The following is a 16,769-nucleotide window of genomic DNA, read 5'->3' as shown; positions in this document are numbered from 1 at the left end:
GCATATATTGAAAAATTGTTTCCCCTATTAATCTTTAGTATTTTTGATCTGGATATATTTTCACACTCAATTCCATTTAAAATTAATCGTGAAAAAACATCAGTATGAGCAAGAATAACGAAGCCAACAGGAAAAAACATAAAAATAAAATCGATCAGAAAAAACGGAAGCAGCAAAATGCGGAAGCAGAAAGAAAAGCACGTTTAAAGCAAATTCGGGAAGATTTTAAAGCAAGACAAGAAAATGATATCGTATGAAAATTCTGCACACCGCCGACTGGCATTTGGGTAAACGCCTTGACCGTTTTTCAAGACTTGAAGAACAGGTTTCCGTTATGGATGAAATCGTTCATATTGCCGATGAACAGAATGTGAATATCGTACTGATCGCCGGAGATCTTTTTGATAATTTCAATCCTAGTGTTGAAGCAGTCGAATTATTTTATAAAACACTGAAACGTTTATCATTAAATGGAAAGCGTCCCGTGATTGCCATTGCGGGAAACCACGATTCCCCCAATCTCATCGATGCTCCTGATCCTCTGGCGCGTGAATGCGGAATTATTCTTATTGGTCATCCGAAAGCAAAGATTAATCCTTTTGAAAATGAATATTTTACAATTTCAAAATCTGAGGAAGGCTTTATTGAATTATTGTTGAAAAATTCAGAAACGCCACTTCGTATTCTGCACACCCCTTATGCGAATGAAATTCGTTTAAAAGAATATTTTGGAGAAAATAAAGAAGAGGAAATCAATAAAGTTTTAGCGGAAAACTGGAAAAAACTTGCGGATGAGCTTTGTGATGAAAACGGCATCAATATTCTCACCGCTCATTTATATATGAACAAAAAAGGAAGCGAAATCCTTGAAGAGCCTGAAGGTGAAAAACCTATTAAAATAGGCAATGCGGATCTTATTTTTTCGGATAGTATTCCTTCCCAAATTCAATATACCGCGTTGGGGCATCTGCACGGATTTCAAAATATAGGAACGGCAGAAAAACCGGTGATCTATTCATCCTCACCTCTCTGCTATAGTTTCAGTGAAGCGGGACAGAAAAAATATATTTCTATTATTCAGGCAGAATCCGGAAAAAATGTTTCTTTTGAGAAAATTCAGCTACAAAACGGAAAAAATTTAGTCCGAAAAACATTTGATTCTATTGAAAAATCCATAGAATGGCTTACTGCAAATCCAAATACTTTTGTTGAATTAACACTGGAAAGCGAGACCTTCCTGACGGCCGATGAAAGGAAACTTTTGTATCAGTCTCATAGCGGCATTGTCTATCTGATTCCAAAAATTAAAAATCAGGAATTCAATGAAAATTCGGTTCATGAGATCAATCTAAATCAAAATATAGAATCTCTGTTTCAGGATTATTTTAAATCAAAAAATGGCGGTCAGGAAGCCAATGAAGACCTGATGAAACTGTTTAACGAAATTTTAAATATATAAAGCCATGATCCCTGTTCAGCTCACCATCGAAGGACTTTATTCTTATCAGGAAAGACAGACTATTGATTTTAAAAACCTCACAGATGCAGGTTTATTCGGGATTTTCGGATCGGTAGGTTCCGGAAAATCATCGGTTCTTGAAGCTATTTCTTTTGCGCTTTACGGCGAAACGGAACGTCTGAATATGCGTGATAAAAGAGCGTATAATATGATGAATTTAAAATCAAACACCTCTTATATTGAGTTTGATTTTTTAAATTTTGAAAATAAATTATTCCGTGCTACAAGAGATTTCCGCCGAAATTCTAAAAAATTTGACGATGTAAAACCGAGTTCGGTCACTTTTTATCAGCGTATTGATGATAAATGGATTCCTCTTGAGCATTCGAATGCAGAACAAATTATTGGACTGAATTATGCTAATTTTAAACGAACCATCATTATACCACAAGGTCAGTTCAAAGAATTTTTAGAACTCGGTGCTACAGAGAGAACGACGATGATGAAGGAAATTTTTAACCTTCAGCGTTTTGATCTTCAAAATAATGTCGCTTCTCTGAATGTTAGAAACAGATCTGAACTCGACCAGTTGGAAGGACAGCTGAAAGGTTTTGAAGAAATTAATGAAGAACAAATTTCGGTTCAGAAGGAAAATTTAAAAACAGAACAGCAAAAACTTTCAGAAGCAAAGGAAAATTTTCAGAAGATCTCAAATAATTTTCTTCAGCTTAAAAATTTAAAAGCTGATTTTGAAAGCCTTACGCAGAAAAAGAAAACCTTCGGCAAGCTTTCGGAGCAGAAATCCGAGATCGATTTATTAGAAATTAAAACTGATCTTTACGACCGCCTTTCCAGAATTTTCACTCCATTACTGGTGGAAAAAGACAAACTTTCAAAGGAACTATCGACCAAGCAATCTGATGCCGAAAAACAGAATACCATTGTTAAAGAAACAGAAGCACAGTTTCACTCCATAAAAGAGCAACTTACCGCTATTCAGCCCCAGTTTGATGCGTTAGAGCAATCTAAAATACAGGAAAATGACCTGAATCTCATCTTACAGATTCTTACCCATTCGGAAGAAATAAAAAAACTTCAGGAAAGAACACAAAAAGGTTCAAATGAAGTAAAGGAAGTTGAAGAAAAAAGGAAAAAAATTCAGCATACCATTGATCAGCTTTCTAAAGAAACCGAACTTTTAAAGCTGAAAAAATTGGATTCTACCTTGCTTTTACAGGTTGGAAACTGGTTTATTCAGTATAAAAATATAAAGAAATCACAGGAAGATCAGTGTGAAAAAATAAAAAAACAGGAATTACAGATCCAGCAAATTTCTGAAGAATTAAAAGCTTTTCCTGAAAACTTTCAGGAAGACTTTAAAACGAAAAAAGTAAACCTTGAACTTCAAAAGAAAGAATTTAATCAAAAACTCGATCATTTAAAAATTCAACAAGAGCTGTCTAAATTTTCAGTTGAACTTCATCATGGTGAAGCCTGTCCGCTTTGTGGATCGTTGGAACATCCTAATATTATTGAATTTCACGATGTGAATAATGAGTTAAAAGAAATTCAGGAAAACATTCAACGAGTAGATCAGGAATTAGTTAATCTTCAGAAACAGGAAGCAGATGTTGATAAGATTTTGGAAAGAAAAAAAATCTTTGAAAATCAATTAAAGTCTGAACAGGAAACAATCACTGAAATTCAAAATACTCTACAAAATCATATTCAACAATTTATCTGGACTGAATTTAATCCTGAAAGAGAAGCTGAATTTGAGGCAAAAAGAAATTTTTCTCTGGAGACGGAAAAGCACATTGAACAATTGAACCAAACCATTTCCAAGGAACGCGAAAACTTAGCCAGGGAAATTGAAAATTTAGAAAAATATAAAAAGGCACTTGAAACATTTAAAATTCAGGAAGCTAAAAAAGAAGAGCAGATCAATAGCAATCGTTCTAATTTAAAGATCCTGAATTGGGAAAATTATTCAGATAAAACCACGGAAGAGATTGAAAATATTTATCAAAAATTATTAAAATCAAATACCGAAACAGAGAAAAATTATCAGGAATTAGTTCAGAAAGAAAAACAGATTTCTCCAAAACTGGCAGAAGAAAAAGCAATTCTGACTCAACTGGAAAAACAGATTTCAGAATTAAAGCTGGAAATTTCATCGAATCTGGAATTGATCAATACTTCATTGATTCAAAATAATTTTAATGATTTCATCGAAATCGAGACAATTTTGCTTCAGAAAATCAATATTGAAGAAACAAGAAACCGGATCCAGAAATTTAAAATAGATTTTGAAACCTTAAAGAACGGAATTCACGAACTGGAAGTAAAATTGAAAGATTTTTCTTTTGATCACGAATTGTTTGCAGCCAAAGAAAATGAATTTAATGAAGCGGAAAATCAGTTAAAGCAAATCAATGATTTGGTTGTAAAACTATCTTCTGAAATCGAAAGACTGGAAAAAGAATACCGCAAAAAAGAAGATTTACTGAAAGAGCTTTCAACGCTTCAAAAGCGCTCCGAAAATTTAAAAGTGATGACGAATCTCTTTAAAGCAGCCGGTTTTGTGCAGTATGTTTCTTCCATTTATCTGCGACAGCTTTGCGATCACGCCAATATCAGATTCCATCGAATGACGCGAAACCAACTCAGTTTGCAATTGAATGAAAACAATGATTTTGAAATCATTGATTATATGAATGAAGGACGAAGCCGAAGTGTGAAAACCCTTTCCGGAGGGCAGTCTTTCCAGGTTTCTCTGAGTCTGGCGCTGGCTTTGGCAGAAAGTGTTCAGGCCAATGCACAATCGGATAAAAATTTCTTTTTCATTGATGAGGGTTTTGGAACCCAAGACCTTGAATCGGTCAACATTGTTTTTGAAACCCTACATGCACTTCAAAAGGAAAACCGAATTGTGGGAATTATTTCGCATGTTGAAGAACTGAAAGAAAAAATTCCTGTCGCGTTGGAAATTGTGAAGGATGAAGAACGGGGAAGTATTATTACGATTATCTAATTTTGGCTGAAAGATGGAAGCTGGAGGCCGGAAGTTTTAAGAGGTCATTTTATTTATTGAAGCAGCTATATACACTAATATACTTTGTATTTTATTTATATTTGAATAAAAATATTCATTCGTGAAGAAACTCTGGCCCCATATCATCCTGATTCCATTGCTGTTGACAATTCCGATTGTTTCGTCTCCGGATTTTGACGGTACGTTATCTGTGTTCAGAGTTTCGCCGTTTCAGAGGGAATTCATTCGTTTTGTGATGGTGATTATTTTCTTTTACGTAAATCTGAATATTTTTCTACCAAAACTTTACAACAAGAAAAAATATTTAGCATTCACCATTTGTATTTTAGTCTGCTTCGGAATGATGATTTTTCTGCCTTATTATTTGGCTTCGGAAAATATTTTTTCGGGTGAACCATCAAAAATGGAAATGGCTCCGCCATCGATGCAGCCTCATCAAGGAAACTTCCCTCCACTTGCAATAGAAGGAATGCCAGAGCAACCTCTGTTTGAAAATCGTGGACCAAGAAATGAGGGTTCTTATCGACAGATGATCTTTTCCTCCGTTCTACCCTTTCTTTTTTCCTTCCTGTCGTCCCTTTTTATTTTCAGAAATAATGAGAAAAAAGAACTTGAAAAATCAAAAGCAAAAGCTGAATTATTAAATTTAAAATATCAACTTCAACCACACTTTTTGTTTAATATTTTAAACTCTATTTATTCTTTGGCCTTGCTTAAATCAGATGATGCACCTAACGGAATTTTAAAGCTCTCAAATGTGATGCGGTATGTGGTTCAGGAAAGCAGTAAAGATTTCGTTGAATTAGATAAAGAAGTTGAATATTTAAAGGATTATATTGCCCTTCAACTGGTAAGAACAGACAACAGTCTGGATTTTTCTTATACCGAAATCGGAGATATGAAAGGATTGAAAATTGCCCCTTTTATATTGGTTAATTTTATTGAAAATGCCTTTAAATATGGTTTTAATGCAGAGGAAAACTCAAAAATTGCAGTAAAAGTGATTGTACAGGAAGATATTTTGAGTTTCAATGTGTTCAATCATATTGTGAATAAAAAAGTAGCCTATGAAAACAGTCTGAAAGTAGGACTGAGAAATACAGTGGAACATTTACAACAAATTTACCCCGACAAACATACCCTGGAAATGAATAATAACGGGATGACCTTTGAAGTAGATTTAAAAATTAATTTAATCTAAGAAATATGATAAAAGCCATTGCTTTGGACGATGAAATTCTCGCGCTGAAAATTATTGAGAATTATGCCGGAAAAATTGAAAATCTTTCTCTTGAAAAGATCTTCAACACCCAAAGTGATGCCCAGAAATATTTAAACAAGTTTCCTGTTGACCTCATCTTTCTAGACATCGAAATGCCATCTAAAAACGGGATGGATTTCTACAAAAATATATCGCAAAATACCAAAGTCATTTTTACCACAGCCTATTCAGAATATGCTGTCGATGCTTTCAGCCTGAATGCCGTGGATTATTTACTAAAACCTTTTTCATTTGAAAGATTCAAGGCGGCAGTGGAAAAAGTAAAGACCAATAATGAAACCGACGAGGTGAGACATCTTTCGATCCGTGCAGATTATAAACTTCATAAGATCAATTTTGATGATATTCTGCTGATTGAAAGTCTGGATGATTATATTCAGATCCATTTAAAAGATCATTCGAAAATCATTGCGCGTTCTTCGATGAAAAATATTCTGGAAAAGCTTTCAGAAAAGGATTTCACACGCGTTCACCGTTCTTACATCGTCCCCGTTAACAATATTAAAACCATTGTTAATCGTAATATTCACATTGGCGATTTTATTATTCCGATTGGGGAAACGTATAAAGCCGAGGTGATGAGGATTGTGAATAAATGATCCTTATTCTTTTGTCTTGAAACTCCTCTGTCATTTTAATGATACCGAATTTATGAATGAGGTATTTTATTGACCACCCCGTCAAAAATTCTTACGAATTTTCGCCACCCCTCCGATGGAGGGGAATTTTTCATACCGTATTACAATTTTAAGGTATTCCGATAAATTCTTAACAAATCTTAAAAAACAATCATTTACCGACACATTTTATGGGTTTACCTCATAAATTTCATGGGAATTTTTTTTGAAAATACATTTGAAGTATCAAATTTAAAAACCGAAAAAAATGGGAAAGCTATCCTAATTGTCTTTTAAAATAATAAACCCTTAAAACCCCGTATTATGAAAACAGTAACAAGAAAAGGATTTTTAAAAAGTCTTGGGTTAGCAGGCATAACTGCTGTTGCTGCTCCTCTTTTAATCCATTGCGGAAGTGATGACGACGTTTTGGACTCAACATCCGGCAGTTCTTCAGGCTCATCGTCTACAGGATGTTCTGTAACGAATTCTGAAACCGAAGGTCCGTTTCCTACGAAATCTCCTTCAAGCCTCGTTCAGTCTGATATTGTGAGTGACAGAACGGGAGTTCCTTTAACGATTACACTTACGATTCAGAATGTCAATGCAAGCTGTGCCAGTTTACAGGGCGCGCTGGTAGATATCTGGCATTGCGATAAAGACGGAAATTATTCTGAGTACGGCGGAACGGGAATGCAGTCGGCGAACTATACAACGGTGCATTTCCTGAGAGGAAGACAGACAACGAATGCCAACGGTCAGGTAGCTTTTACCTCTATTTTTCCGGGTTGGTATAATGGTAGAGCTACGCATATTCATGTTCATGTCTACAGCTCTTCGGGGCAATCACTTTTGGTAACCCAGATTGCTTTTCCTGAAGGAAGTGACAGTGCGGTGGTGCTGGTAGGTGCCAGTACAGGCTACAAAGGAATGAGCGGCTATACTTATAATGCGAATGATAACGTGTTCAGTGATGGAACCTCCAACGAAATGTCCAGTATTTCGGGAAGCGTCAGCGGAGGTTTTTCTCTGACCCATACCATAAAAGTTTCGGCTTAAATTTTAGAGAGGTTGTTTAATATTAGTTATTACTTGTTTCCATATACGGCACAGATACATGTTGACAGAAACTATATATGTGAAGTGTTAAAAATCAAAAGCAGAAGGAATATCTGTGCCTTATGGGAACCCTTACATCTGAAAAGTTATGTTAGTCCAAAGTCCGTCAAAAATATTTAAATCCGATTTTTCGGTTTGGAAAAAGGAAAATTCATCATTGGTGAATACTATTTTTTCGGAGGAGAAAAATGTAAAGCTGAAAAGAGCTGTCGAAATCATAGTGGATGAAAACGGAGCTTCCGACTATCACTATCAGGAAAAGAGCTGTATTTTGATCATTGTTCTGTATGGTGAAATTTTAATTAATGATTTTGAAAAGCCCATTTCTTCGGAACAGGTTTTCACCTTGCAGTCGATTGAAACTGATACTTTAAAAATTCAGAACAATCTTCCGAATGAAAAAGCAGATATTCTACTACTGGAATTCAAGCATAAAGCCTCTGAGACCTTTTTTTCAGTTGAAAGTTTAAACCTCAGTGAAAAAAATATATTGATTCAGATCTCTGAAAATTTAAAATTCCCCAACTTCATCGGTCTGTATGACGGAAGAAAAGAGCAGGAATATAATTTATACAAAAAGAGAAAATCGATTTTCGGAATGGTCATCAACGGTGCTTTTGAATTCCAAAACCGATTGATGGAAACCAGAGATGCGATTCTTCTTTCTGAAGTGGAAATGCTGGAATTTGAAGCATTGAGCGAAAACGCGTTGATTTTGTTTTTTGAAGTCTGAAAACACCGTGAAAAGAAATGCTCCCAATCTGTTTCGAAGTGAAACTTCTTTTTTCATTCATTTAGATGAAAAATCAAGTGTAACCATAACTTTTTATGCAGAAAACGGAACAAAAATCCGGACAATTCTTAACCAACAGGAACTTTCAGAAGGAAGACAGGAAATCAGATTTAGCGGAAATCATTTAAAGCAGGGAGTTTATCAGGTGAAGATCATAATTGAAAATTCATCCGGAACATCCACTGAAAACCGAATACTACAGATCAATTAATAGACTTAGTATTAATTATTTTTTTTCATAATCAATTTGTTTTGAAATCAGGGCAGACGTGGAAAACTGTCCTGATTTTATTTAAAAAACTTGTTTAAACTTTTTTTACCACAAAAGATGCAAAAGATTTTAACACTTTAATTATTTAAGCTTAGTATTTAAATAAAAAAAAGAGCACATAAGTTAAAAATTTTTTTGATTTTTTCTCTTCAAACTTTTGAAACACTTTAAATAAATCCCATAAAGTCATTTGTTTCTTTTGCGGTTACATTTAAAATGAGTTTAAACAAACTTAAAATCTAAAAAGATGAAAGCAAAAATAAAACTGGCATTCCGAATTGTTATCGATCAGAATTCTACTTTGACTTGGGATAAATATATTTTTGAAGATACCTATTTTGAATATAAAATTCAGCATCAAGTCTTTGATGACAAAGAAAATCGTGCGAAAAATTATTGGGAATTGCTGGCAAAAAATCAGCATGCCGAAAGAATTCCTTTTTTACTGAGCACTTCGGTCACGAATTATATTTCACAACTGAACGGCGAGATAAAAAGCCTTCCTGATGTATTGGGAAATACCTTTTTTCCGATTGAAAGTTTTAAGCTGGATCTTATCAGTTCAAATACAGAAGATCCGTCAAAACATAAGATTGGAATTACATTTTATACTCCGGAATTAGCATTGATTGATATTATAGACAGTAAATACCTTCTCAGCAAGAATATCGATCCGGAAAATGGGCTGGAAACCTTCATGTTTGCCTTTCATCCTCAGGTTGCGATTGCGTATTATGAGAGTATTTAACGAAATGGGATTTAACCCGTTTTTAAGTATTAATTTTTTCCGCCAGGCGGATGATTACCATAGATTTTTTAAAGCAAATATCCGCTGAAAGCTCAGCGGATATTTATTTTTTTTAAAGGTTTTTGATTGTTGGCTTTACTTCTGTTCCGAACAATTCAATAGATTTCATCATCACTTCATGCGTAGGATCCCCCACATCCATATGTCCGATAAACCTTGTAATTCCGAAGATCTCTTTCATATAAGCAATTTTATCAGCAACTTCTGCAGGACTTCCGATGAACAAAGCTCCGTCTTTACTTCTTCCCCCGTCATACTGTGCTTTTGTATAAGGCGCCCAACCTCTGGAAGAACCAATTCTGTCCATCTGAGATTTATAATTATGGAAATATCCGTCTACCACATTCTGCTCATCACTTACAAAAGTATGCGAATGAACCGCAATCTGCATTTTCGATTCATCATGACCTGCTTTTATATATTCCTGTTTATAGAATTCAATTAAATTTTTAAACTGAATCGGCATTCCTCCGATAATGGCTACCACCAAAGGCATTCCCAACTGAGCCGCACTCAAAACCGATTGCGGAGTTCCGCCAACTGCTCTCCAGATCGAAAGTTTCCCGTCATTTTTTGCTCTCGGATAAACGGTTTGATTCTGCATCGGCGCACGAAGTTTTCCCGACCACGTTACGTTTTCCTCAGAATTTATTTTTAGCAATAATTCTAATTTTTCATCGAAAAGTTGTTCGTAATCGTTCAGAGAATATCCATATAATGGGAAAGATTCAATGAAACTTCCACGTCCTACGAAAATCTCAGCACGACCGTCGGAAATTAAATCCAATGTTGAAAAATCTTCATATACTTTTACCGGCTCGGAAGAACTTAAAACTGTTACTCCACTTGCCAATTTTATATTCTTAGTGATGCTTGCCGCAGCAGCCAAAACAATTTCAGGTGATGAAACTGCATAATCCGGACGGTGATGCTCACCCATCGCAAAAACATCAATTCCCACCTCATCCATGAATTTTACCTGATCCAGAATTTCACGGATTTTCACGCCTGCGTCTCTATATTTTCCGGTAGTTTGGTCAACCGATAAGTCACCAAACATTCCTATTCCTAATTCCATATTGTTGATTTTAGATAAGCAAAATTAGGGTAATGAAAACTCAGAAACATTGATCTTTGATAAGAATGGATTTTGAGAAGGGAAGATGGAGGCTGGAAGCTGGAAGTTAACACAGTTCGTTTTTTAAAGACTGATCAAACCTCCGCCTTCGATCGTCAGCTTCCTTTCCCAAAAAAAAATCCAGTCGATGTGACTGGATTTGTTGTTTATTTCTTTAAATTTTGATCAAAATAATCAGTGATCTTCTGCATTAAATGCACTCGGTCCTTCCCGATCACATTGTGCGGATGTCCCGGATAAACGAAGTAATCCAGCTGAACTCCGTTATCGACAGCAGATTTGATGAATTTTACGGAATGTTGCCAAACCACAACATCATCCTGCGCTCCGTGAATCATTAATAATTTACCTTTCAGATTCTGAACTTTATCCAAAAGATTTGCCGTTGCGTAGCCTTGTGGATTTTCCTGTGGTGTGTCCATATATCTTTCACCATACATAATTTCGTACATGCTCCAGTCGATTACGGGGCCTCCTGCAACTCCGACTTTGAAAACATCCGGCTTACGAAGCATAAAACTTGTCGTCATAAATCCACCAAAACTCCAACCGTGGATTCCCAGTTTCTGAGCATCTACGTAAGGAAGAGATTTCAGATAATCTACCCCTTTCATCTGGTCGTTCATTTCCGTTGTTCCTAAGTTTCTGAAAACCGCCTGCTCGAATTTCAAGCCACGGTTGGAAGAACCTCTACCATCCATTGTGAAAATGATATATCCGTTCTGAGCCATATATTCATACCAAAGATTTCCTGAAGCCGGAAAGGTATTGGTTATCAACTGCAAGTGAGGGCCGTTGTATAAATAAACGATGGTCGGATATTTTTTGTTCGGGTCGAAATTCGTTGGAAGAATGATCTTTCCGTACAATGGCGTTCCGTCGTCTGCTTTTAATTCAATATTTTTGATTTCCGGACGCTGATAATTTTTTAACGTATTTTCAGAAGTTAAAATATTATTTGATTTTAATGTATTCGTATTAATAACATTCACACTTCTTGGGATATTGGCATTGCTGTAAGAATCATACAGATAATTTCCGTCACTGCTTAAAACTCCTGTGTGTACGCCTTCTGCATTGTCAAGACGCTGCATTTTAAAGTTAGTCCAGTTGATTCTGTATAAATGTTTTTCCAAAGGCGTTTCTTTCGTAGATGCGAAATAAATTTCCTTTTTCTTATCATTAAAACCTAAAATATCAGTCACCAACCAATCTCCTTTCGTGATCTGAGCAACCAATCCTTTTTCTAAATTATAATGGAATAAATGATTGTAGCCCGTTCTCTGACTCTGCCAGATGAAATCTGTATTCGAATTCGGGAAGAATGTCAACGGATGTTGTGGCTCGACATATTTATCGCTCGTTTCCTCGAATAATGTTTTAACTAAATTCCCGGTTGTTACGTCATACTGATTCATTTTCATGTGATTCTGACCTCTGTTCAGCACCGCGATGAAAATATATTTTGAATCCGGACTCCATGTAACCGCTGTTAAATACTGATCTTTTTCACCTTCCACATTCAGGAAAGTCGTTTGCTGTGTTTTAATATTGAACACCCCCAACGTCACCTGATGAGAAGTCTGCCCTGCCATCGGATATTTAATGTTGTGGTTCACTGCCGGTGTTACCGACCAATCGATGATCGGATAATCTGCCACCATCGTCTGATCCATTCTGTAGAACGCTACACTTTCGGAATTGGGTGCAGGGAAAATTCCTGTATCGATTCCGAATTCGTTTCTGTGAACATTTGCTGCTCCGTTTAGAATATTTTCATTAGAATCATTTGTTACAGCGATCGTTTTTCCGTTTTTATTAACAAATAAATTATTCTTTACCGTAAATGCAAAAGTCTGGTTATCTCCAAAGATCTTCATATTCGAAGCCTCTTTATCCACAGCCACAGAATTTTTCACTTTCCAGTCGCTTCCCGATTTTTCAACCCAGACCATTTTATCATCTGCATTGTAATATCCGTTGGAATTACTGATGAACTTGATTTGTGGAACTGCCTTGAGCTTATTTTGTCCCAGATTTTTGTTCAACTGCGTTAAAGATACCAACGTATCCTGTTTGTTATTTTTTAAATCTGTAATTAAATATCCGCCTTTCACTGCCTGAATGTATGATTTCCCATCATTCGACCATGAAAATTGTGAAATATTTTTAACAGCTAAGTTCGTTCTCAAGCCATTAACTGCCTCCGCCATTGTGAATTTCTGGGTCTGAGCCATTGCTGAACCGCCCAAAACCAGCATCAATAAAGATAACTTATATAATTTCATTGCATAAAATTGAATCCACCAAAAGTAAGAAATAAAAATGGTTCGTTAAGAAGTGTTAAGACGATGTTTGGTGTTTATCGCAATTATTTTGGGGTAAGTCTAAAACTTGGGGAGAAATTGTTTACATGTATTTTTTGCCACGAATTCACGTATATTTTATTTCCCACAGATACACGGGTTTTTACAGATGCTGATGCTGATCTATTTTTGCTTAATCTTCGTATTCTATGATAAGTAGAATGGCATGGTGAGACCTGAAATGGTTATTTGTCAAAAAAACTCGGTGGAGCTTCGTGTTCACTATGTAAAGTGTAAGGAAAAGAATCTGCGAGAGCAAAAAATTTCATCTTACATTATCTAAACTTTTTGGCCTAATCCCCAACTTTTGTACCTGATCCCTCTTCCTCTTTAAGAATTTAAGAAGTCTGAACTTTATATGTTTTATCATATAATTCAAAATGAAATCTGATATTAGCCAGATTTTTCCATGTCGCATATTTAAACAAAATGAAACCGATAACCATTCCGAGTGTATTTAAGAATACATCATCTACATCAGCTACTCCACGACCTGTATACGATTGTGTGAGCTCAATCAATGTAATTGTAATAATAAAGAATAAGGTGATAGGAAAGAACTTGTTAAATTTTCTGATGCAAAGCCCCAGCCAGCCAAAAGGACTGAAGACAAATACATTTCCAATAATGTTAATTATAAAATCTTTTTCCCCGACATGACGATCCGTAAAAAACATGTGAATGGTATTAAACGGTTTTAGCTGCAGGTAAAAGCAGTCTGATGCTTCGCGGCCTGAACCAAAGAACATCATATACAATAAAAAAATGGCATATACAGAAATGAGAACTGCAAAATGTTTTTTCATAGGTTTCCTTTTGGATTAGTAATAAAAAATTTTTGTAGTGCTTATTAGTTTTAAGTTTACAATAACATCAAAAATCTTACCTTTATCATAGGTTGTTTAGAAACTTTAGCCTTATTTAATATTTTTTAACAAAAAAAAGCCTTGCTAAGGAGCAAGGCAGATTGTATTTGGTTTCAGACCTGGATGACCCCAAGATTGAATTTTTCAGTAATTGGTGCATGGTTGGCGGCTTCAATTCCCATAGAAATCCATTTTCGGGTGTCCACCGGGTTAATAATGGCATCCGTCCATAATCTAGCGGCTGCATAAGTAGATTCCGTCTGTTTTTGATATTTTTTTGAAATGGAATCAAGAATATTTTTTCTTTCCTCTTCAGAAATATCTTTTCCCTGTTTTTTTAATGTTGATTCCTGAATCTGAGCCAATACTTTCGCTGCCTGTGCGCCCCCCATTACGGCAAGGTCTGCCCATGGCCAAGCGACAATTAATCTCGGGTCATATGCTTTTCCGCACATGGCATAGTTTCCTGCACCATAAGAATTACCTGTGATAATGGTAAATTTAGGAACTATAGAATTAGAAACGGCATTGACCATTTTTGCACCATCTTTGATAATTCCTCCGTGTTCAGATTTTGAACCCACCATAAATCCGGTAACATCCTGTAGGAAAACCAAAGGAATTTTTCTCTGGTTACAATTCGCAATAAATCGTGTCGCTTTATCCGCAGAATCGGAATAAATGACTCCTCCAAACTGCATTTCGCCCTTACCGCTTTTCACAAGTTTTCTTTGGTTAGCAACAATTCCGACAGACCAACCATCGATTCTTGCCGTAGCGCAAACAATACTTTTTCCGTAATCCGCTTTATATTCTTCGAATTCAGAATGATCGACTAAACATTTAATGATATCATAAGTATCGTATTGCTCTGCTCTCGAAACGGGTATAATTCCGAAGATATTTTCAGGCTTTTCTTTCGGCTGGACACTTTCAATCCTGTCAAACCCGGCATTTTCAGTTGAACCGAGAGATTTCATAATATTTTTAATCCTGTTTAAAGCATCTTTATCATCTTTAGCCTTATAATCCGTAACACCGGAAATAGAACAATGCGTGGTAGCTCCCCCTAAAGTTTCGTTATCGATAGTCTCTCCAATCGCGGCTTTTACCAAATAGCTTCCGGCAAGAAAAATTGACCCTGTTCCGGCAACAATCATGGCTTCATCACTCATGATCGGAAGGTAGGCTCCTCCTGCAACACAACTCCCCATAACCGCCGATATCTGGATAATTCCCATCGCACTCATCTTGGCATTATTTCTGAAAATTCTTCCGAAATGCTCTTTATCAGGAAAAATCTCATCCTGCATTGGCAAGTAAACCCCTGCGGAATCAACCAGGTAGATGATGGGTAATTTGTTTTCCATCGCAATTTCCTGAGCTCTCAGATTTTTCTTTCCGGTGATCGGAAACCAGGCCCCCGCTTTTACAGAAGCATCATTGGCTACCACCAAACATTGTCTTCCGGAAACATATCCCATCACCACAACGACTCCTCCGCTGGGACACCCGCCATGTTCTTCATACATCCCATATCCCGCAAAAGCACCTATTTCTATGGAATCAGAATTCTTATCAAGAAGATATTCAATTCTTTCTCTTGCTGTCATTTTTCCCTCATCACGTAGTTTCTGAAGTCTTTTTTCTCCACCGCCTTTTTTTATTTCTGAAAGCAGCCTGTTAATTTCTGAAAGCTTCAGTCTGTTTTGATCTTCCCGTTTATTGAATTCAATGTCCATACAATTTTAATTTTTCCGTCTAAAGATACTATTTTTCGCAAGATTTTATATCTAAATAAAACAAGCGTTTAATTTATTGGTTTTCAGAAATTTATGAAATTTTTAACAAAAAAATATTTTTAAATAACTGATATTTTTTCTAACTTTACATCAGAGTAGTAAGGGGTATATTATCCCCAAAACGCTCTAGTTCCTAGTTTATTTTTTTAATAGTTTATTATTTGAAGGCCCTGAAAGTTGAACAAATTTTCAGGGTTTTTCTTTTTTAATTAAGATTAAATTTCCCCTGTAATTTTTGAATTTTTTATAAAATTTGTAAAACCTATTTGTACATTTGCATGTTGAAATTCAAAGAGGTTAAGATATGCATAAATTAGCACTGTTCAGGTTGCATTTGATTGTTTTTTTGTGGGGGTTTACTGCAATTTTAGGGAAGCTGATTCATGCTAATGCACAAATTCTTGTGTTCTACCGGATGCTCTTTGCGGCTGTTTTTCTTTTTGCCTTTATCAGAATCTATAAAAAGGAAAGCATCAAAGTTTCAAAGAAAATTTTCTTTCAGCTGGCGGCAATTGGTTTTGCAATGGCGCTACATTGGTATTGTTTTTTTTATTCAATTAAAGTATCCAATGTTTCGATTGCTTTAAGCTGTCTGTCATTATCTACTTTATTTGCCTCAGTTTTAGAGCCTATAATTTTTAAACGAAAGGTTGACATTTCTGAGGTTTTGATGGGTCTGGTTATTGTTGCCTGTATTTTATTAATATTTAAAACTGAATTTCAATACAAAGAAGGAATAATGTATGGCGTTTTATGTGCTATTTTCGGAACTATATTTTCTGTTTTCAACGGAAAAATGTTTGGAAAGACGAGCTCTGGTAATATTATTTTTTACGAAATTTTCTGCGGATGGTTTATTTTGATGATAATTTATTTGTTTTCAGGACAAATATTTCAAATGAATGAAATAAGTTACAGGGATATTGCGTTAATATGCTTATTGGCAAGTATTTTCACAGCTTTTCCGATGCTGGAATCGGTTAATTTAATGAAATATATTTCGCCTTTTACACTAATTTTAACAGTTAATTTGGAACCTGTTTATGGAATTATACTAGCTTTTTTTATCTTTGGGGAATCGGAACATATGAGCCCTGTTTTTTACGTGGCATCAGGTGTTATGATACTGGCAATCATTGTCAATGGATTTATAAAAGCTAAGAAAACAAAAAAATTAAATTAAGCATCGACAT

The 16,769-nt window shown here is 35.5% G+C and carries 14 protein-coding genes; 10 read left to right on the top strand and 4 right to left on the bottom strand.

The window, feature by feature from the left end; genetic code table 11:
- The first annotated feature begins 104 nt into the window (after nt 1–104).
- The 9 genes from VUJ46_RS18565 to VUJ46_RS18525 all read left to right on the top strand — a co-directional run bounded on the left by VUJ46_RS18565 (nt 105) and on the right by VUJ46_RS18525 (nt 9,344).
- On the top strand, nt 105–257 hold the full coding sequence (locus tag VUJ46_RS18565; protein ID WP_326982186.1) for a hypothetical protein: 153 nt from the start codon (nt 105–107) through the stop codon (nt 255–257).
- Nucleotides 254–1,459, top strand: a complete 1,206-nt coding sequence (locus VUJ46_RS18560) for a metallophosphoesterase family protein (protein ID WP_326982185.1) — start codon at nt 254–256, stop codon at nt 1,457–1,459. The genes VUJ46_RS18565 and VUJ46_RS18560 overlap by 4 nt, the downstream gene beginning before the upstream one ends.
- A gap of 4 nt (nt 1,460–1,463) precedes the next feature.
- Complete coding sequence (locus VUJ46_RS18555; protein ID WP_326982184.1) at nt 1,464–4,493, top strand: AAA family ATPase; 3,030 nt, start codon at nt 1,464–1,466, stop codon at nt 4,491–4,493.
- Nucleotides 4,494–4,614: 121 nt separating this feature from the next.
- Nucleotides 4,615–5,715, top strand: a complete 1,101-nt coding sequence (locus tag VUJ46_RS18550) for a sensor histidine kinase (protein WP_326982183.1) — start codon at nt 4,615–4,617, stop codon at nt 5,713–5,715.
- 5 nt (nt 5,716–5,720) lie between these two features.
- On the top strand, nt 5,721–6,395 hold the full coding sequence (locus tag VUJ46_RS18545; protein WP_326982182.1) for a LytR/AlgR family response regulator transcription factor: 675 nt from the start codon (nt 5,721–5,723) through the stop codon (nt 6,393–6,395).
- A 342-nt stretch (nt 6,396–6,737) separates the two neighbouring features.
- On the top strand, nt 6,738–7,472 hold the full coding sequence (locus tag VUJ46_RS18540; RefSeq protein WP_326982181.1) for a dioxygenase family protein: 735 nt from the start codon (nt 6,738–6,740) through the stop codon (nt 7,470–7,472).
- A 148-nt stretch (nt 7,473–7,620) separates the two neighbouring features.
- The gene (locus tag VUJ46_RS18535) at nt 7,621–8,265 is read left to right on the top strand and encodes a pirin family protein (RefSeq protein WP_326982180.1); all 645 of its coding nucleotides are present in this window, start codon (nt 7,621–7,623) and stop codon (nt 8,263–8,265) included.
- Between the two features lie 7 nt (nt 8,266–8,272).
- A complete protein-coding gene (locus VUJ46_RS18530; protein WP_326982179.1) occupies nt 8,273–8,536 on the top strand; it encodes a hypothetical protein in 264 nt (87 codons plus the stop codon).
- Between the two features lie 307 nt (nt 8,537–8,843).
- Complete coding sequence (locus VUJ46_RS18525) at nt 8,844–9,344, top strand: hypothetical protein (RefSeq protein ID WP_326982178.1); 501 nt, start codon at nt 8,844–8,846, stop codon at nt 9,342–9,344.
- A gap of 112 nt (nt 9,345–9,456) precedes the next feature.
- On the opposite strand, the gene VUJ46_RS18520 is transcribed toward VUJ46_RS18525, so the two are convergent.
- The 4 genes from VUJ46_RS18520 to VUJ46_RS18505 form a co-directional block, all read right to left on the bottom strand.
- A complete protein-coding gene (locus VUJ46_RS18520) occupies nt 9,457–10,482 on the bottom strand; it encodes an LLM class flavin-dependent oxidoreductase (protein ID WP_326982177.1) in 1,026 nt (341 codons plus the stop codon).
- A 206-nt stretch (nt 10,483–10,688) separates the two neighbouring features.
- On the bottom strand, nt 10,689–12,830 hold the full coding sequence (locus tag VUJ46_RS18515) for a S9 family peptidase (RefSeq protein WP_326982176.1): 2,142 nt from the start codon (nt 12,828–12,830) through the stop codon (nt 10,689–10,691).
- Nucleotides 12,831–13,246: 416 nt separating this feature from the next.
- Nucleotides 13,247–13,714, bottom strand: a complete 468-nt coding sequence (locus VUJ46_RS18510; RefSeq protein WP_326982175.1) for a VanZ family protein — start codon at nt 13,712–13,714, stop codon at nt 13,247–13,249.
- Nucleotides 13,715–13,887: 173 nt separating this feature from the next.
- Complete coding sequence (locus tag VUJ46_RS18505; RefSeq protein ID WP_326982174.1) at nt 13,888–15,516, bottom strand: acyl-CoA carboxylase subunit beta; 1,629 nt, start codon at nt 15,514–15,516, stop codon at nt 13,888–13,890.
- A 364-nt stretch (nt 15,517–15,880) separates the two neighbouring features.
- On the opposite strand from VUJ46_RS18505, the gene VUJ46_RS18500 reads away from it, so the two are divergent.
- Nucleotides 15,881–16,759 (top strand): DMT family transporter, encoded by an 879-nt coding sequence (locus VUJ46_RS18500; RefSeq protein WP_326982173.1) that lies wholly within the window; start codon nt 15,881–15,883, stop codon nt 16,757–16,759.
- Nucleotides 16,760–16,769 lie beyond the last annotated feature (10 nt).

The sequence above is a fragment of the Chryseobacterium sp. MYb264 genome, assembly GCF_035974275.1.
Classification (GTDB): domain Bacteria; phylum Bacteroidota; class Bacteroidia; order Flavobacteriales; family Weeksellaceae; genus Chryseobacterium.
The sequence above is the reverse complement of the archived record's forward strand: the minus strand, read 5'-3'. Positions and strand labels throughout refer to the sequence as shown.